At 67.3% G+C, this 17,256-nt stretch carries 14 protein-coding genes; 8 read left to right on the plus strand and 6 right to left on the minus strand.

What is annotated here, in order from left to right:
• Window positions 1–108 precede the first annotated feature (108 nt).
• From NF616_RS09045 to xseA, 3 genes are all read right to left on the minus strand, one after another.
• Window positions 109–1,428 carry a mechanosensitive ion channel family protein gene (locus tag NF616_RS09045; RefSeq protein WP_252272895.1) on the minus strand — a complete coding sequence of 440 codons (1,320 nt, stop codon included), beginning with the start codon at window positions 1,426–1,428 and terminating at the stop codon, window positions 109–111.
• An 87-nt stretch (window positions 1,429–1,515) separates the two neighbouring features.
• The gene (locus NF616_RS09050) at window positions 1,516–2,337 is read right to left on the minus strand and encodes a peptidoglycan DD-metalloendopeptidase family protein (RefSeq protein ID WP_252272896.1); all 822 of its coding nucleotides are present in this window, start codon (window positions 2,335–2,337) and stop codon (window positions 1,516–1,518) included.
• Between the two features lie 19 nt (window positions 2,338–2,356).
• Entirely contained in the window at window positions 2,357–3,736 is a 1,380-nt protein-coding gene (xseA, locus tag NF616_RS09055) for an exodeoxyribonuclease VII large subunit (protein WP_252272928.1), read from the minus strand.
• An 85-nt stretch (window positions 3,737–3,821) separates the two neighbouring features.
• On the opposite strand from xseA, the gene NF616_RS09060 reads away from it, so the two are divergent.
• The 3 genes from NF616_RS09060 to guaA all read left to right on the plus strand — a co-directional run bounded on the left by NF616_RS09060 (window position 3,822) and on the right by guaA (window position 7,575).
• Window positions 3,822–4,370, plus strand: coding sequence for a sugar ABC transporter ATPase (locus NF616_RS09060; protein WP_252272897.1), 549 nt, complete (start codon window positions 3,822–3,824; stop codon window positions 4,368–4,370).
• 80 nt (window positions 4,371–4,450) lie between these two features.
• Entirely contained in the window at window positions 4,451–5,920 is a 1,470-nt protein-coding gene (guaB, locus tag NF616_RS09065) for an IMP dehydrogenase (RefSeq protein WP_252272898.1), read from the plus strand.
• Between the two features lie 77 nt (window positions 5,921–5,997).
• Window positions 5,998–7,575, plus strand: coding sequence for a glutamine-hydrolyzing GMP synthase (gene guaA / locus NF616_RS09070; protein ID WP_252272899.1), 1,578 nt, complete (start codon window positions 5,998–6,000; stop codon window positions 7,573–7,575).
• Window positions 7,576–7,632: 57 nt separating this feature from the next.
• Here the strand turns inward: guaA and NF616_RS09075 are convergent, their stop codons facing one another.
• Window positions 7,633–8,364 carry a DNA-formamidopyrimidine glycosylase family protein gene (locus NF616_RS09075; protein WP_252272900.1) on the minus strand — a complete coding sequence of 244 codons (732 nt, stop codon included), beginning with the start codon at window positions 8,362–8,364 and terminating at the stop codon, window positions 7,633–7,635.
• A gap of 144 nt (window positions 8,365–8,508) precedes the next feature.
• Between NF616_RS09075 and NF616_RS09080 the strand changes: the two genes are divergently transcribed.
• Window positions 8,509–9,879 (plus strand): multicopper oxidase family protein, encoded by a 1,371-nt coding sequence (locus tag NF616_RS09080; RefSeq protein ID WP_252272901.1) that lies wholly within the window; start codon window positions 8,509–8,511, stop codon window positions 9,877–9,879.
• 52 nt (window positions 9,880–9,931) lie between these two features.
• Window positions 9,932–10,411, plus strand: coding sequence for a tRNA adenosine(34) deaminase TadA (gene tadA / locus NF616_RS09085; RefSeq protein ID WP_252272902.1), 480 nt, complete (start codon window positions 9,932–9,934; stop codon window positions 10,409–10,411).
• 18 nt (window positions 10,412–10,429) lie between these two features.
• On the opposite strand, the gene mltF is transcribed toward tadA, so the two are convergent.
• Window positions 10,430–11,902: a membrane-bound lytic murein transglycosylase MltF gene (gene mltF, locus NF616_RS09090; RefSeq protein WP_252272903.1), complete on the minus strand. Its 1,473-nt coding sequence runs from the start codon at window positions 11,900–11,902 to the stop codon at window positions 10,430–10,432.
• Window positions 11,903–12,096: 194 nt separating this feature from the next.
• On the opposite strand from mltF, the gene purL reads away from it, so the two are divergent.
• From purL to NF616_RS09105, 3 genes are all read left to right on the plus strand, one after another.
• Window positions 12,097–15,993 (plus strand): phosphoribosylformylglycinamidine synthase, encoded by a 3,897-nt coding sequence (purL, locus tag NF616_RS09095; RefSeq protein WP_252272904.1) that lies wholly within the window; start codon window positions 12,097–12,099, stop codon window positions 15,991–15,993.
• A gap of 59 nt (window positions 15,994–16,052) precedes the next feature.
• Window positions 16,053–16,322 (plus strand): CDGSH iron-sulfur domain-containing protein, encoded by a 270-nt coding sequence (locus tag NF616_RS09100; RefSeq protein ID WP_252272905.1) that lies wholly within the window; start codon window positions 16,053–16,055, stop codon window positions 16,320–16,322.
• Between the two features lie 173 nt (window positions 16,323–16,495).
• On the plus strand, window positions 16,496–16,813 hold the full coding sequence (locus NF616_RS09105) for a YqfO family protein (RefSeq protein ID WP_252272906.1): 318 nt from the start codon (window positions 16,496–16,498) through the stop codon (window positions 16,811–16,813).
• Between the two features lie 127 nt (window positions 16,814–16,940).
• Here NF616_RS09105 and NF616_RS09110 read toward each other — a convergent pair.
• Window positions 16,941–17,256 (minus strand): alpha/beta hydrolase fold domain-containing protein (locus tag NF616_RS09110; protein ID WP_252272907.1); only part of this gene is annotated, 316 nt, incomplete at its 5' end.

Below are 17,256 nucleotides of genomic sequence, written 5' to 3' on the forward strand. Positions count from 1 at the left end.
CAGGCGAATTGGCGTCGCAGAATGAGGGTGTGCGCGGTATTCATGGCGCTCACCTTAAGGTCGAAGGTTAAAAGTGGCAAGCCTTCGTAAAAGAACGCCGTTTACCCGTCATTTGCTCTGCTTTTGCGATGGATTGTTGCTCTCGAGCGGCGCATGTTGCGTATGAATTGCGTGATCGCCGCGGCTCGCTGCTTCGGCCGGCATCAGCCGGCGGAAGTCTGCGCCGCAAGGGCTCTGGAATACTCGGAGGCCGAATTCGGGCAGCAGCGCCAGGAGGTGGTCGAAAATGTCGGACTGGATCGCCTCGTAGCGCGCCCAGGCGGTGGTCGCCGTGAAGCAGTACAGCTCCAGCGGCAGGCCCTCGGCGGTGGGCGCCAACTGGCGCACCAGCAGGGTCATGTCCTGGCGCACGTCGGGATGCTGGCGCAGGTAGTGCTCGACGTAGGCGCGGAAGGTGCCGAGGTTGGTCAGGCGGCGGGTGTTGGCCGGCTCGTCGGCGTGTTCGGCCAGCTGCGTATTCCAGCTGAGCAGCTCGCTGCTCTTGTTGGTGAGGTAGCGATCCAGCAGCTGCAGGCGGTGCAGTCGGTGGATCTGCTGCTGATCGAGGAAGGCCACGCTGGTCTGGTCGAGGAACAGGCTGCGCTTGATGCGCCGCCCGCCGGATTCCTGCATGCCGCGCCAGTTCTTGAACGAGTCGCTGATGAAGCGCTTGGTGGGAATGACGGTGATGGTCTTGTCCCAGTTCTGCACCTTGACCGTGTGCAGGGCGATGTCGATGACGTCCCCGTCGGCGTTGAGCGCCGGCATCTCCACCCAGTCGCCGACCCGGATGATGTCGTTGGAGCTGATCTGCACGCTGGCCACCAGCGACAGCAGGGTGTCCTGGAAGATCAGCATCAGCACCGCGGCCATCGCGCCGAGGCCGGACAGCAGGATCAGCGGCGAACGGTCGATCAGCGCGGCGACGATGAGGATGGTGGCGACCAGGTAGATCACGATCTTGACCACCTGCAGGTAGCCCTTGATCGGCTTGAGGTGGGCGTCGGGCCGGCGCTGGTAAAGGGTGTTGACCAGGGTCAGCACGCTGCCGATCGCCAGCGCCACGGTGAACACGACGAAGGCCGCGCAGACGTTGCGCACCACCGTGACCACCGCTTCGGGGAGGTGCGGTACCAGGCCGATGCCGGCGGACAGCACCAGGGCCGGCACCACGTTGGCCAGGCGGCTGACGACCTGGATGTCCCTGAAGGTCTGGTCCTGGCCCAGCGCGGTGCTGGCCAGGGCGCGGAACAGCCCGCGCAGGAGGATGCGCTTGACGATCCAGTTGGCGGTCCAGGCGGCCATTGCCAGCAGGCACAGGCAGATCAGGCTGTACAGTTCGGGATGCTGGCGCAGCCAGTCCAGGGCGGCGGTGTACTGCTCCCTCATGCGGGGGCCTCGAGGTTGATGCTTAGCTCCCTACCTTAACAGCCGAAACGCTGGCGGCGGGCCGCGAAGTGCTTCGGAATCTGTCGCTCAGCGCGAGAATGCGCCGATGAAGATCGCCGGATCGACGCGGGCGTCGTTGAGGCTGACGTTCCAGTGCAGATGCGGTCCGGTGGCGCGCCCGGTGGCGCCGACCCGGCCGAGCACGCCGCCGCGCGGCAGCTCCTGGCCCAGCTGCACCTCGACCTTGGACAGGTGGCAGAACATGCTGATCAGGCCCTGGCCGTGGTCGACGAACACCGTCTTGCCGTTGAAGAAGTAGTCGCCGATCAGGATCACCTCGCCGGCCGCCGGCGCCTTGATCGGCGTGCCGCTGGGTACGGCGAAGTCCAGCCCGGAGTGCGGGTTACGCTCCTCACCGTTAAAGAAGCGGCGCAGGCCGAACGGCGAAGACAGCGGGCCGCTCACCGGCTTGTCCAGCAACAGGTTGCTCGGCTGGCGCGGGCTGAACTGGCGGTAGGCGGCGGTCTGCTCGGCCAGCTCGCGCTCGATGCGCGCCAGGTTCTTCGCGTTCGGGTTGACCTGCTGCTTGTTCTTCAGGGTGATGCGTTGCTCGCGGTAGTGCTTGCCGCCGACCTGGAAGCTCAGCGCCTGCCCATCGACCTCGAGCTGCTGGGTGCCGGGCTTGACCGTCAGCGGGATGCCGATGATGGCGATCCAGCGCTTGCCGTCTTCCTTCACCACCAGCACCGGTTTGCCCTGGTAGCGCGCCTGCGGCGCGGCGGGTCCGTCGCCCAGGTCGAGCACGGCTACGCCGCCGGGCACCGGCTTGTTCAGCAGGCGGGTGATAAAGCCCTCGGCGTGAGCGGGCAGGGCGAGGCAGAGCAGAATGAAGAGGCTGGTCAGGCGCATGGGCTATCCCTGTGGCGGTTCAGTCGAGCAGCGACAGGGTCACCGGCTCCAGATGGTTGTCTTCGACCCGCACGTCCAGTTCGCCCTCGGCCAGGCGGGCCTTGAGCCTCTGCCCCGGGTGGGTCTGACTGGCGGCGCGGATGGCCTGGCCGCGCTCGTCGAGGAGAATGCTGTAGCCGCGGCCAAGAGTGGCCAGCGGGCTGACGATGTGCAGGGTCTGCGCCAGGCCCTGCAGGCGCTGCCGCTGCTCGCGCAGACGGGCTTGGGTGGCGCGGGGCAGACGCTCGGCCAGGCTGTCCAGGTGCTGGCGCAGCAGCGCCAGGGCGCGGCCGGGATGCTGGGCGTTGAGCCGGCCTTCCAGGCGCGCCAGGCGCTCGTGGCGGCTGGTGGACTGCTGGGTGAAGGCCCGGCGCAGGCGCATGTCCAGATCGTCCAGTCGCTGGGCCTGTTGGCGCAGACGCTCGCCGGGGTGGCGCAGGCGCCGGGTCAGGCCTTCCAGGCGCAGCTGCTCGCGGGCCAGACGGGTCTGCAGGGTCAGGGCCAGGCGCCGGGTCAGGGCGTCCAGGCGGCGCTGCAGGTCGGCGCCGTCCGGTGCCAGCAGCTCGGCGGCGGCGGAGGGCGTCGGCGCGCGTACGTCGGCCACGAAGTCGCTGATCGACACGTCGGTCTCGTGCCCCACGGCGCTGACGATGGGCGTGACGCAGGCGGCCACGGCGCGGGCCACCGCCTCCTCGTTGAAGCACCAGAGGTCTTCCAGCGAGCCGCCGCCGCGGGCCAGGATGATCGCGTCGAAGCCGGCGCGGTCGGCCAGCTGCAGGCCGCGGACGATCTGCGCGGTGGCCTCGCGGCCCTGCACGGCGGTGGGAATCAGGGTCAGCGCCACCTGCGGGGCGCGGCGGCGGAACACGCTGATGATGTCGCGAATCACCGCGCCGGTCGGCGAGCTGACGATGCCGATGCGTTGCGGATGAGCGGGCAGGGCGCGCTTGCGCTCGGCGGCGAACAGGCCCTCGGCGGAGAGTTTTTCCTTGAGCGCCTCGAAGGCCAGGCGCAGGGCGCCGTCGCCGGCCGGCTCCACCGAGTCGAGGATCAGCTGGTAGTCGCCGCGGCCCTCGAACAGCGAGACCTTGCCGCGCACCTTCACCGCCAGGCCGTCGCGCAGGGCTTGGCGCACGCGGGCGGCGTTCTGCCGGAACAGCGCGCAGCGCACCTGGGCCTGGTTGTCCTTGAGGGTGAAGTAGAGGTGCCCGGAGGCGGGCTTGGCGAGGTTGGAGATCTCGCCCTCGACCCAGACCTGGGCGAACACGTCCTCCAGCAGCAGGCGGGCGCGGTTGTTCAGTTGGCTGACGCTGAGCACGTCGCGGTCGAGGCCGAGGCGCTGGAACGGGTCGGTAATCATGGCCGGCATGATAGCGGGTTGCCCGGCGTGCCCAAAGCGCGACGAGCCAGTAGACTGCGCCGCCTTTTCAGCCATCCTCCCTTATATGAACGTCATACAAAGCATCCTGGTGCCGCAGATTTCCAGCCTGCCCCACCTGGGCGCTCACTCGCAGCGGATCGTACGTTGGCTCAGTGGCCAGCGTCTGATCGAAGCGCAGCTGAGCACCTGCGGCCGGCTGGGCAACGGCATGGCGCATGCCATCGGCGAGGGTGCGCGGCGCCTGCCCCATGCCGAGCGCCTGCCGTTCGGCCAGCCTTACAACGGCCTGCAGGTGGTGACCCTGCGCAGCATCTATACGCCGACCCGCGGCTTTCTCGAGGAGGCCGGTTGCCCCGAGTGCCGCCAGGAAGTCGGCGTGGCGCTGTTCGAGAGCCTGGACGAATGGATGGCCGGGGTCAGCGACAACTTCACCTGTCCCGAATGCGGCTTCGAGGATGACATCAACGGCTTCCTCTTTCTGCAACCCTGCGCCTTCTCCAACCTGGCGTTCGTGTTCAACGGCTGGCCGCCGGAGTGCTTTTCGCCGGCGCTGCTCGAGCAGTTCGCCGAGCGTTTGGGCTTTCCTGTGCGCCTGGTGCAGGTGCACGACTGAGTGGCGCGTCGCCATTGAGCGAAGATGGGCCGCTAGGTATAATGCCGCGCTTCTTATTTTTCCCTCCCGGGAGCCCCGCCATGCTGCGCATCAGCCAAGAAGCACTGACCTTCGACGACGTTCTGCTCATCCCCGGTTATTCCGAAGTCCTGCCCAAGGACGTCAGCCTCAAGACCCGCCTGACCCGTGGCATCGAGCTGAACATCCCGCTGCTGTCCGCCGCGATGGATACCGTCACCGAAGCGCGCCTGGCCATCGCCATGGCCCAGGAAGGCGGCATCGGCATCATCCACAAGAACATGACCATCGAGCAGCAGGCTGCCGAGGTGCGCAAGGTCAAGAAATTCGAGGCCGGCGTGGTCAAGGACCCGATCACCATCGAGGCCGACGCCACCGTACGCGACCTGTTCGAGCTGACCCGCCAGCACAACATCTCCGGTGTACCGGTGCTCTCCAACGGCGACCTGGTCGGCATCGTCACCTCCCGCGACGTGCGTTTCGAGAACCGCCTGGACGCCCTGGTGCGTGACGTGATGACGCCGAAAGAGCGCCTGGTCACCGTCAAGGAAGGCGCCACCAAGGAAGCCGTGCGCGAGCTGCTGCACAAGCACCGCATCGAGAAAGTCCTGATCGTCGACGACGCCTTCAACCTGAAGGGCATGATGACCGTCAAGGACATCGAGAAGGCCAAGGCCTACCCGCTGGCCAGCAAGGACGACCAGGGCCGCCTGCGCGTCGGCGCCGCCGTCGGTACCGGCGCCGATACCGGTGACCGTGTCGGCGCACTGGTCGCCGCCGGCGTCGACGTGATCATCGTCGACACCGCCCACGGCCACTCCAAGGGCGTGATCGACCGCGTACGCTGGGTCAAGCAGAACTTCCCGGAAGTCCAGGTGATCGGCGGCAACATCGCCACCGGTGAGGCCGCCAAGGCCCTGGTCGAGGCTGGCGCCGACGGCGTCAAGGTCGGTATCGGCCCGGGCTCCATCTGCACCACCCGTATCGTCGCCGGCGTCGGCGTGCCGCAGATCAGCGCCGTGGCCAACGTTGCCGCCGCCCTGGCCGGTACCGGCGTACCGCTGATCGCCGACGGTGGCATCCGCTTCTCCGGTGACCTGTCCAAGGCCATCGTCGCCGGTGCCTCCGCCGTGATGATCGGCTCGATGCTGGCCGGTACCGAAGAGGCCCCGGGCGAAGTCGAACTGTTCCAGGGTCGTTCCTACAAGGCCTACCGCGGCATGGGCTCGCTGGGCGCCATGGCCCAGGCCCAGGGCTCGTCCGACCGTTACTTCCAGGATTCCTCGGCCGGTGCCGAGAAGCTGGTGCCGGAAGGTATCGAAGGCCGCGTGCCGTACAAGGGGGCGATGAGCGCCATCGTCCACCAGCTGATGGGCGGCCTGCGCGCCTCCATGGGCTATACCGGCTGCGCCACCGTCGAGGAGATGCGCACCAAGCCGGAGTTCGTGCGCATCACCGGCGCCGGCATGGCCGAGTCGCACGTGCACGATGTGCAGATCACCAAGGAAGCCCCGAACTACCGCGTGGGTTGATTCAAGCAAGACGATGTACACACGGGGCTGACTAACCAGCCCCGTGTCATTTGTGACTTCCGCTACGAGAGACGGCCATGGCCCACGACATTCACGCCCACCGCATCCTCATCCTCGACTTCGGTTCCCAGTACACCCAGCTGATCGCCCGCCGCGTGCGTGAGATCGGCGTGTACTGCGAGATCCACCCGTTCGACATGGCCGACGCCGACATCCGCGCCTTTGCCCCGCGCGGCATCATCCTCGCCGGTGGCCCTGAGTCGGTGCACGAGGCCAACAGCCCGCGCGCGCCGCAGGCGGTGTTCGACCTGAACGTGCCGCTGTTCGGCATCTGCTACGGCATGCAGACCATGGCCGAGCAGCTCGGCGGCAAGGTCGAAGGTTCCGACCTGCGCGAGTTCGGCTACGCCCGCGTCGACGTGGTCGGCAAGGCCCGCCTGCTCGACGGCATCGAAGATCATGTGGATACCGACGGCGTGCTCGGCCTCGATGTGTGGATGAGCCACGGCGACAAGGTCACCGCCATGCCGGAAGGCTTCCATATCCTCGCCAGCACCCCGAGCTGCCCGATCGCCGCCATGGCCGACGACAGCCGCGCCTACTACGGCGTGCAGTTCCACCCGGAAGTGACCCACACCAAGCAGGGCGGTCGCATCCTCTCGCGCTTCATTCTCGACATCTGCGGCTGCGAAGCCCTGTGGACCCCGGCCAACATCGTCGAAGACGCCATCGCCACCGTGCGTGCCCAGGTGGGCTCGAGCAAGGTGCTGCTGGGCCTGTCCGGCGGCGTCGACTCCTCGGTGGTCGCGGCCCTGCTGCACAAGGCCATCGGCGACCAGCTGACCTGCGTGTTCGTCGACAACGGCCTGCTGCGCCACAAGGAAGGCGACCAGGTGATGGCCATGTTCGCCGAGAACATGGGCGTCAAGGTTATCCGCGCCAACGCCGAAGAGCTGTTCCTCGGCCGCCTGGCCGGCGTCAGCGATCCGGAAGAGAAGCGCAAGATCATCGGTCGCAGCTTCATCGAAGTGTTCGATGAGGAAGCCACCAAGCTCAAGGACGTGAAGTTCCTCGCCCAGGGCACCATCTACCCGGACGTGATCGAGTCCGCCGGCGCCAAGACCGGCAAGGCCCACGTGATCAAGTCCCACCACAACGTCGGCGGCCTGCCGGAGGACATGCAGTTCTCCCTGGTCGAGCCGCTGCGCGAGCTGTTCAAGGACGAGGTGCGCAAGATCGGCCTGGAGCTGGGCCTGCCCTACGACATGGTCTACCGCCACCCGTTCCCGGGCCCGGGCCTGGGCGTGCGCATCCTCGGCGAAGTGAAGAAGGAATACGCCGACCTGCTGCGTCTGGCCGACCACATCTTCATCGAAGAGCTGCGCAACTTCGACTGGTACCACAAGACCAGCCAGGCCTTCGTGGTGTTCCAGCCGGTGAAATCGGTCGGCGTGGTCGGTGACGGCCGTCGCTACGCCTGGGTCGTGGCCCTGCGCGCCGTGGAAACCATCGACTTCATGACCGCACGCTGGGCGCACCTGCCCTACGAGCTGCTGGAGAAGGTCTCCAACCGCATCATCAACGAGATCTCCGGCATCTCTCGCGTCACCTACGACGTGTCGAGCAAGCCACCGGCGACCATTGAGTGGGAATGATGCCGCGCTAGCGGTACGACGAACGGGGCGGGTGGCGACACTCGCCCCGTTTGCGTTTCAGCCGTAGCGAATCTGGCACTGCTCGCAGTAGTAGCTCTGGCGCTGAGTGCGCCCCAGCTTGGCTTTGCTCAGGGGAATGGCGCAGCGCGGGCAGCGGCTTTGCCGGTGCGCCTGCCAGTGCTGCTTGAGCACGAAGGCCCTCTTCCAGGCGAGGAAGTCGAAGGCGTACTGGCGCACTTCGCTCACCAGCTCCCGCAGCTTGTCGGCGGGCAGGGCGCCCAGTGGGCTCAATGGGTGCACCCGGATGCGAAACAGCACCTCGTTCTTGAAGATGTTGCCGGCGCCGGCGAACACCTGCTGATCGAGGATCGCATCGCAGGCCAGGGTGGCGGGCATCGCCTGCAGCTTGGCCAGGGCCAGCTCGGCGTCCCAGTCATCGGCAAGGGTGTCGCAGCGCCAGTCGTAATGCTCGCTGAGCGGCGGCTGCAGGAATTGCACCGAGCAGCCATAGAAGTTCAGCTCGCCATTGGCGAAGCCCAGGCTCAGGCGCGGCGCCGCATCCTTGCGCTCGTCGATGCGGTAACTGCCGAACAGCAGCAGATGGATGCGCACCACGACATCTTCCAGCTCGATCAGGAAGTGCTTGCCCCAGCTGCGCAGGGCCTTCACCCGCTGGCCTTGCAGGCGCTGCAGGTCGACCTTGCTGTTGCCCTCCACACGCAGGATGCGCTGGCCGGCGAAGCGCTCGGCCTCCTCGCGCAGGATCAGGATGCTGGGGCCCTCGGGCATGGCTTTTCTCCGCTGTGTCGCGGGTAGACCCTGGCGGCTCGCAAGGAGTTGCGACAATCGGACGCCGCCGCGCAGGCCTCCGCGTTCGCACAAGGCCCGGTGTTAATGAGAAACTGTGTCGTCTTCGCAGTAAGGATCGGGTTCATGTCGTTCACCCGCAGACAGATTCTCGCCGGCCTGGCCGGTCTGGGCGTCGCCGGCCTCGGCGCCGGTGGCGTGCGTTACTGGCTGGGCCGCCCGGAAAACGTGGCGACCCACGACTACGAGCTGATCGCCGCGCCGCTGGACATGGAGCTGGTGCCCGGCCATATCACCCCGGCCTGGGCCTACGGCGGCAAGGCGCCCGGCCTGGAGCTGCGCTGCCGCCAGGGCGAGCGCCTGCGCGTGCGCTTCGTCAATAAGCTGGAGGTCGAGACCACCATCCACTGGCACGGCATCCGCCTGCCGCTGGACATGGATGGCGTGCCCTACGTGTCGCAGCTGCCGGTCAAGCCCGGCGAATATTTCGATTACGACTTCATCTGCCCGGATGCCGGCAGCTACTGGTATCACCCGCATACCAGCAGCGCCGAGCAGCTCGGCCGCGGCCTCGTCGGTCCGCTGATCGTCGAGGAACGCGAACCGACCGGCTTCCGTCACGAGCGCACGCTCAGTCTGAAGACCTGGCACATCGACGAGCAGGGCGCCTTCACCGAGTTCCTGGTGCCGCGCCTGGCCGCCCGTGAAGGCACCCGCGGGCGCCTGTCGACCATCAACGGCGAGCCGCTGCCGACGCTGGAGCTGCCGGCCGGGCAGGTGGTGCGCCTGCGCCTGATCAACGTCGACAACACCATCACTTACCGCCTCAACCTGCCGGGTGGCGAGGCGCGCATATACGCGCTGGACGGTAACCCGGTCGCGCCGCGGCCACTGGGCAAGGACTACTGGCTGGGCCCGGGCATGCGCCTCGACCTGGCGCTGAAGGTACCGGCGGCCGGCCAGGAACTGTCGCTGCGCAACGGTCCGCTGCGCCTGGCTACCCTGCGCGGCGTGGCCAGCGCCGAGGCACCCGGCGACTGGCCGCCGGCGCTGCCGGCCAACCCGGTGGCCGAGCCGGACCTGTCCCGCGCCGAGACCCTGCGCTTCAACTTCGAGTGGGCGGCGGCGCTGTCGGGCGACGTGGCCAAGGGCGGCAGCTACAAGTACTGGCAGATCAACGGGCAGGCCTGGGACATCAACGACAAGACCTGCGCCGAGCGCCCCATCGCCAGCCTGAAGAGGGACGGCCATTACATCTTCGTGCTGCGCAACATGGCTCAGTACCAGCACCCCATCCACCTGCACGGGATGAGCTTCAAGGTGCTCGACTCGGATCGCAAGGACATCGAGCCCTACTTCACCGACACCTACCTGCTGGGCAAGAACGAGACGGCGCGGATCGCCTTCGTCGCCGATAATCCCGGCGTGTGGATGTTCCACTGCCATGTCATCGACCACATGGAAACCGGCCTGATGGCCGCCATCGAGGTGGTCTGAGGCGTGAGCTGAAAATCGGCACAGCGCCTGCGAGTACCTTTACGGAAGAAGCATGAAGAGACCCCATATCATCGACCGCAGCCAGGATGAGCGCTTCATGCGCGAGGCGCTGGCGCTGGCCGCCGAGGGCGCCGAGCGGGGCGAGGTGCCGGTCGGTGCGCTGCTGGTGCAGGGCGGCGAGGTGCTGGGGCGCGGCTTCAACTGCCCCATCGGCACCCACGACCCCAGCGCACATGCCGAGATGGTGGCGATCCGCGCCGCGGCCGCCGCGGTGCAGAACTACCGTCTGCCCGGCAGCACGCTATACGTGACGCTGGAGCCCTGCAGCATGTGCGCCGGGCTGATCGTGCATTCGCGCATTGCCCGGGTGGTGTACGGCGCCACCGAGCCCAAGGCCGGGGTCGCGATCAGTCGCGGCCAGTTCTTCGATCAGGCGTTTCTCAACCACAGGGTGCTGATCGAGGGCGGGCTGCTGGGCGAGGAGTGCAGCGCGATGCTCAGCGCCTTCTTCAAGGCGCGTCGCGGCGGCTGAGGGCAGACTGGGCGCCGTTCAGCGTCCGGCAGGTTCGGCTTTCGGCGGGGTCTTGTCCACGGCCGGCAGGTGCAGGCCGCTCTCGGCCACGCGCGCGCCTTCCAGCTGCGGCTGGGTCACCCAGTTGAGGATGTCGTAGTAGCGCCGCACGTTGCGCACGAAGTGCACCGTCTCGCCGCCGCGGGCGTAGCCATAGCGGGTCTTGCTGTACCAGCGCTTCTGCGACAGGCGCGGCAGCATCTTCTGCACGTCCAGCCACTTGTTCGGGTTCAGCCCTTCGGCCTTGGCCATCTTGCGCGCGTCCGCCAGGTGGGCGATGCCGATGTTGTAGGCGGCCAGGGCGAACCAGGTGCGGTCCGGCTCGGTCATGTCTTCGGTCAGGCCGCTGTGCACCAGGGTGAAGTACTTGGCGCCGCCGAAGATGCTCTGGGTCGGGTCCAGCCGGTTGACCACGCCCATCGCCTGGGCGGTGTTCTGGGTCAGCATCATCAGCCCGCGCACGCCGGTCTTGGAGGTGGCGTCGGGGGTCCACAGCGACTCCTGATAGCCGATGGCGGCGAGCAGGCGCCAGTCCACCTTGTGCTTCTCCGCCGCTTGCTTGAACTGCTTCTCGTAGCGCGGCAGGCGCTGCTGCAGGTGCTTGGCGAAGGTGTAGGCGCCAACGTAGCCAAGTACGTCGACGTGGCCGTAGTAGCGCTCCTTGAGGCGCTGCAGGCTGCCGTTCTCTTCGACCAGCTTGAGGAAGTGGTTGGCCTCGCGCAGCAGGCTGTCGTCCTCGCCGGCGGCCACGGCCCAGCCGAGGCTGCGCGCCTCGCCCAGGTCGAAGGCGACGCGCACGTTGGGGAAGTAGACCTGGTTCATCGCCAGTTCGTTGGAGTCGACCAGGGTCAGGTCGACCTGGCCCTCGTCGACCATGCGCAACAGGTCGACCACCTCGACGTCGCTGGACTCTTCGTACTGCAGCGCCGGCAGGGTCTTCTTCAGTTCGGCGAGCTGCTCGGCATGGCTGCTGCCCTTGAGCACCAGGATGCGCCGGCCGATCAGATCCTCGGGGCGGGTGGGGCGGCGCTGGCCGTTGCGGTAGATGACCTGCGGGGTGACATCGAGGTAGGCGCGGGAGAACCTCGCCTGGCTCTTGCGGCCTTCGCTGGCGACCAGACCGGCGGCGGCCAGCACCGGGCCGCCTGGCTGGTTGAGGCGGGCGAACAGGTCGTCGAGGCTGTCGGCCGTCTCGACCTTGAGCTCGACACCGAGGTTGTCGGCGAAGCGCTTGGCCAGCTCGTACTCGAAGCCGGTTTCGCCGGCGCGGTCGCGGAAGTAGGTGGTGGGGCTGTTGCGGGTGACCACGCGTAGCACACCCTCCTCCTGCACGCGCTCGAGAGTGCTGGGCTGCTTGGCGGCATTGCCTTCGCAGCCCGCGAGCAGCAGGAGGATAGCGGTCGCCAACAAACCGGCGGTCGTGCGGGTGCGCAACGCAATGTGGGCAAACATCGGCGCAGTATACGCAAAGCCCAACGGCTGCCATATCTCGACAGCACTTCGGGGCTCTGCTAGATGCGCCGTTTCGCGGTCGGCCCAGGGTGCCGTCGCGCGGCGCTTTAGGCTAGAATGCACGGCCTCAAAGAACCTGCTCCCGGGGGCCCGTGGCAGGTTCGAAGTACACCCCTTCTCAGAGGCTGTTCTCCATGTTGATCCTGCGCGGCACGCCCGCTCTTTCCTCTTTCCGTCACGGCAAACTGCTTTCGCAACTGACCGCCAAGGTCCCTGCCGTGACCGGGCTGTATGCCGAGTTCGCGCACTTCGCCGAGGTGACCGGCCTGCTCGACGCCAGCGAGGAGCAGGTGCTGGCCCGGCTGCTGAAGTACGGCCCGAGCGTGCCGGTGCAGGAGCCCGCGGGTCAGCTGTTCCTGGTGATTCCGCGCTTCGGCACCATCTCGCCCTGGTCGAGCAAGGCCACCGACATCGCCCGCAACTGTGGCCTGGCCAAGATCGAGCGCCTCGAGCGCGGCATCGCCTACTACGTGGCCGGCGAGCTGAGCGACGCCGACCGCCAGGCCGTCGCCTCCGCGCTGCACGACCGCATGACCCAGCTGGTGCTGGGCAACCTGGAAGACGCCGCCGGCCTGTTCAGTCACGCCGAGCCCAAGCCGCTGACCGCCGTGGACGTGCTGGGCGGCGGCCGCGCCGCCCTGGAACAGGCCAACGTAGCGCTCGGCCTGGCCCTGGCCGAGGACGAGATCGATTACCTGGTGAAGAGTTTCGTCGAGCTGGGCCGCAACCCCCACGACGTCGAACTGATGATGTTCGCCCAGGCCAACTCCGAGCATTGCCGCCACAAGATCTTCAATGCCAGCTGGGACATCGACGGCCAGAGCCAGGACAAGTCCCTGTTCGGCATGATCAAGAACACCTACGAGATGCACCGCGAGGGCGTGCTGTCCGCCTACAAGGACAACGCCTCGGTCATCGTCGGCCATACCGCCGGACGTTTCTTCCCCAATCCTGAAACCCGTCAGTACGGTGCGGTGCAGGAGCCGGTGCACATCCTGATGAAGGTGGAGACGCACAACCACCCGACCGCCATCGCCCCGTTCCCCGGCGCCTCCACCGGCTCCGGCGGCGAGATCCGCGACGAGGGCGCCACCGGTCGCGGCGCCAAGCCCAAGGCCGGCCTGACCGGCTTCACCGTCTCCAACCTGAACATCCCCGGCTTCGTGCAGCCCTGGGAGAAGCCCTACGGTAAGCCCGAGCGCATCGTCACCGCCCTGGACATCATGATCGAGGGCCCGCTGGGCGGCGCCGCGTTCAACAACGAATTCGGCCGTCCGGCGCTGAACGGCTACTTCCGCACCTTCGAACAGGCCGTGCAGAGCCCGCGCGGCGAGGAAGTACGCGGCTACCACAAGCCGATCATGCTCGCCGGCGGTCTCGGTAACATCCGTGAAGACCACGTACAGAAGGGCGAGATCTCGGTCGGCGCCAAGCTGATCGTGCTCGGCGGCCCGGCCATGCTGATCGGCCTGGGCGGCGGCGCCGCTTCCTCCATGGCCACTGGCGCCAGCTCCGCCGACCTGGACTTCGCCTCGGTGCAGCGCGACAACCCGGAAATGGAGCGTCGCTGCCAGGAAGTCATCGACCGCTGCTGGCAGCTGGGCGCCGACAACCCGATCAAGTTCATCCACGACGTCGGCGCGGGCGGCATCTCCAACGCCCTGCCGGAGCTGATCAACGACGGCGGCCGCGGCGGTCGCTTCGAGCTGCGCGCCGTGCCCAACGACGAGCCGGGCATGGCACCGCTGGAAATCTGGTGCAACGAGTCGCAGGAACGCTACGTGATGAGCGTGGACGCCGCCGACTTCGAGCGTTTCAAGGCCATCTGCGAGCGCGAGCGCTGCCCGTTCGCCGTGGTCGGCGAGGCCATCGCCGAACCGCACCTGACCGTGTCCGACAGCCACTTCGGCAACAAGCCGGTGGACATGCCGCTGGAAGTGCTGCTCGGCAAGCCGCCGCGGATGCACCGCAGCGTGGCCCGCGAGGCCGAGCAGGGCGATGACTTCAACGCCGCCGGTATCGATATCGAAGAGGCGGTGAACCGCGTGCTGCGTCACCCGGCCGTGGCCAGCAAGAGCTTCCTGATCACCATCGGCGACCGCACCATCACTGGCCTGGTCGCCCGCGACCAGATGGTCGGCCCGTGGCAGGTGCCGGTGGCCGACTGCGCCGTGACCGCCACCAGCTTCGACGTCTACACCGGCGAGGCCATGGCCATGGGCGAGCGCACCCCGCTCGCCCTGCTCGACGCGCCGGCCTCCGGCCGCATGGCGGTGGGCGAGACCATCACCAACCTGGCCGCCGCGCGCATCGACAAGCTTTCCGACATCAAGCTGTCCGCCAACTGGATGGCCGCCGCCGGCCACCCGGGCGAGGACGCGCGCCTGTACGACACCGTCAAGGCCGTGGGCATGGAACTGTGCCCGGCGCTGGGCATCACCATTCCGGTGGGCAAGGACTCCATGTCCATGAAGACCCGCTGGCAGGACGAGGGCGTCGACAAGAGCGTGACTTCGCCGCTATCGCTGGTGATCTCTGGCTTTGCTCCTGTGCTGGACGTGCGCCAGTCGCTGACCCCCCAGCTGCGTCTGGACAAGGGCGAGACCGACCTGATCCTGATCGACCTGGGCCGCGGTCAGAACCGCCTGGGCGGCTCGATCCTGGCGCAGACCCATGCCCAGCTCGGCCAGACCGTGCCGGATCTGGACGATGCTGAGGACCTCAAGGCCTTCTTCGCGGTGATCCAGGGCCTCAACGCCGACGGCCACCTGCTGGCCTACCACGACCGCTCCGACGGCGGCCTGCTGACCACCGTGCTGGAAATGGCCTTCGCCGGCCACTGCGGCCTCAACCTGTTCCTCGATGCCCTGGCCGACGACGCCTCCGAGCTGCCGGCCGTGCTGTTCAGCGAGGAACTGGGCGCGGTGATCCAGGTGCGCCAGGGCGCCACGCCGGAAGTGCTGGCCCAGTTCAGCGCCGCCGGTCTCGATGATTGCGTGGCGGTGATCGGTCAGCCGATCAACGGCAGCGAGGTGGCCATCAGCTTCAACGGCGAGCCGGTGTTCGGCGGCCAGCGCCGTCTGCTGCAGCGGATGTGGGCGGAGACCAGCTACCAGATCCAGCGCCTGCGCGACAACGCCGAGGGCGCCGACCAGGAGTTCGATCTGATCCTCGACGAGGAGAACCCGGGCCTGTCGACCAAGCTCAGCTTCGACGTCAACCAGGACATTGCCGCACCCTACATCAAGAAGGGCGCGCGTCCGCAGGTGGCGATCCTGCGCGAGCAGGGCGTCAACGGCCAGGTCGAGATGGCCGCGGCCTTCGACCGCGCCGGTTTCTCGGCGATCGACGTGCACATGAGCGACATCCTCGCCGGCCGCGTCAGCCTGGAGCAGTTCAAGGGCCTGGTGGCCTGCGGCGGCTTCTCCTACGGCGACGTGCTCGGCGCTGGCGAGGGTTGGGCCAAGTCGGTGCTGTTCAACAGCCGTGCCCGTGACGGCTTCCAGGCCTTCTTCGAGCGCAAGGACAGCTTCGCCCTCGGCGTGTGCAACGGCTGCCAGATGATGAGCAACCTGCATGAGCTGATCCCCGGCACCGAGTTCTGGCCGCACTTCGTGCGCAACCGCTCGGAGCAGTTCGAGGCGCGCGTGGCCATGGTGCAGATCCAGGAGTCGGCGTCGATCTTCCTGCAGGGCATGGCCGGTTCGCGCATGCCGATCGCCATCGCCCACGGCGAGGGTCATGCCGAGTTCGAGAGCGAGGAGGCGCTGCTGGAGGCCGATCTGTCCGGTACCGTGGCCCTGCGTTTCATCGACAACCACGGCAAGGTCACCGAGACCTACCCGGCCAACCCGAACGGTTCGCCGCGTGGCATCACCGGCCTGTGCAGCCGCGACGGCCGCGTGACCATCATGATGCCGCACCCGGAGCGGGTGTTCCGCGCCGTGCAGAACTCCTGGCGCCCGGACGAGTGGCAGGAAGACGGCGGCTGGATGCGCATGTTCCGCAACGCCCGCGTCTGGGTGGATTGATCGCATGGTGATGTCCTCTCCCGCTCTACGCGGGGGAGGGCGCAGCCACGAGGCTGGCGATGTCAGACTCCGAAGAAAATCCGCTTCCCGAAGTCCGCCAGGTCAGCCCTGGGGAGACGTATCTGCTCTGCCGCTGTGGGCGCTCGCCCACGCTTCCCGATTGTTCTCCCGGCTGTGTCGATGGCCTGCATCTGCAGCCCGTGCGCGAGCAATTCCTGCTGCTGTGCCGCTGCGGCCTGTCTCGCCGTCTGCCGTACTGCGACGGCAGTCACAGCCCGCCCGCCGAAGGCTTCAAGGCGCGCTGGCGCCGCTTTGCCAGGGGGGATTAGGTTGGCCGCGTTTTAGCGCCAAAGATTCTGCCGCCCGCGGGACGTTTCGGATTTGCAACACTCCAATGCGCAGATGCGAACTAGGCCGCGTGGTCGAGGCAAGGCAAAATGCCATTATTGCCTTGGCAGAGCGGCCTGGAGCTGCTGAATTCGTCGATGCTCGGAGGGGCTGGATGTACAAGTTCTGTTTCTATGCGCCGGAAAGCCATTTGGACGCGGTGAAGACCGCGGTGTTCGCGGCGGGTGGCGGTCGGATCGGACACTACGACAACTGCTGCTGGCAGGTCCTCGGTAAAGGCCAGTTCCGCCCGCTGGCGGGCAGCGATCCCTTTCTCGGTCAGGTCGACCGGGTCGAAGAAGTGGCGGAGTGGAAAGTGGAGATGGTGGTGGCCGACGAGTTGATCCACGACGTGGTCAAGGCGATGAAGAAAGCCCATCCCTACGAGACGCCGGCCTTCGAGGTGTGGCGCCTGTCCGACCTGCAGTTCTGATCTTTGCTGAAGGAAGACGCTGCCCCCTGAAGACGCAGCGTTCGTGGGGGGCGTCGTGCGTGCCTCTTGAAAGGGTGCCCTCCAGAACCGCAATAAAAAGCCCCGGCCTGAACCGGGGCTTTTGCTTTTAGCGCAGGTGCTGCTTCAGCTCGTTGCCGGCTTGACGCATTGCCGCCTGCACGGCCGGCACGTGCGCCAGCGGGTTGAGCAGGCCGTAGTCGTGGATCATGCCGTTGTAGCGCACGGCGGTGACGGTGACGCCGGCGGCGTCCAGCTTGCGGGCGTAGGCCTCGCCCTCGTCACGCAGCACGTCGAATTCGGCGGTCTGGATCAGGGTCGGCGGCAGGCCTTTCAGCTGTTCGGCGGTGGCGCGCAGCGGCGAGGCAAAGCGCTCGGCGCGCTGCTTCGGATCGGTGGTGTAGTTGTCCCAGAACCACTGCATC

The organism is Pseudomonas subflava, assembly GCF_023823685.1.
Classification (GTDB): domain Bacteria; phylum Pseudomonadota; class Gammaproteobacteria; order Pseudomonadales; family Pseudomonadaceae; genus Aquipseudomonas; species Aquipseudomonas subflava.

Bases quoted from the DNA above. Each gene is read 5' to 3' on its own strand.
- NF616_RS09045 (WP_252272895.1), bottom strand. From the start codon at position 1,428: ATGAGGGAGCAGTACACCGCCGCCCTGGACTGGCTGCGCCAGCATCCC.
- NF616_RS09050 (WP_252272896.1), bottom strand. From the start codon at position 2,337: ATGCGCCTGACCAGCCTCTTCATTCTGCTCTGCCTCGCCCTGCCCGCT.
- xseA (WP_252272928.1), bottom strand. From the start codon at position 3,736: ATGATTACCGACCCGTTCCAGCGCCTCGGCCTCGACCGCGACGTGCTC.
- NF616_RS09060 (WP_252272897.1), top strand. From the start codon at position 3,822: ATGAACGTCATACAAAGCATCCTGGTGCCGCAGATTTCCAGCCTGCCC.
- guaB (WP_252272898.1), top strand. From the start codon at position 4,451: ATGCTGCGCATCAGCCAAGAAGCACTGACCTTCGACGACGTTCTGCTC.
- guaA (WP_252272899.1), top strand. From the start codon at position 5,998: ATGGCCCACGACATTCACGCCCACCGCATCCTCATCCTCGACTTCGGT.
- NF616_RS09075 (WP_252272900.1), bottom strand. From the start codon at position 8,364: ATGCCCGAGGGCCCCAGCATCCTGATCCTGCGCGAGGAGGCCGAGCGC.
- NF616_RS09080 (WP_252272901.1), top strand. From the start codon at position 8,509: ATGTCGTTCACCCGCAGACAGATTCTCGCCGGCCTGGCCGGTCTGGGC.
- tadA (WP_252272902.1), top strand. From the start codon at position 9,932: ATGAAGAGACCCCATATCATCGACCGCAGCCAGGATGAGCGCTTCATG.
- mltF (WP_252272903.1), bottom strand. From the start codon at position 11,902: ATGTTTGCCCACATTGCGTTGCGCACCCGCACGACCGCCGGTTTGTTG.
- purL (WP_252272904.1), top strand. From the start codon at position 12,097: ATGTTGATCCTGCGCGGCACGCCCGCTCTTTCCTCTTTCCGTCACGGC.
- NF616_RS09100 (WP_252272905.1), top strand. From the start codon at position 16,053: ATGTCAGACTCCGAAGAAAATCCGCTTCCCGAAGTCCGCCAGGTCAGC.
- NF616_RS09105 (WP_252272906.1), top strand. From the start codon at position 16,496: ATGTACAAGTTCTGTTTCTATGCGCCGGAAAGCCATTTGGACGCGGTG.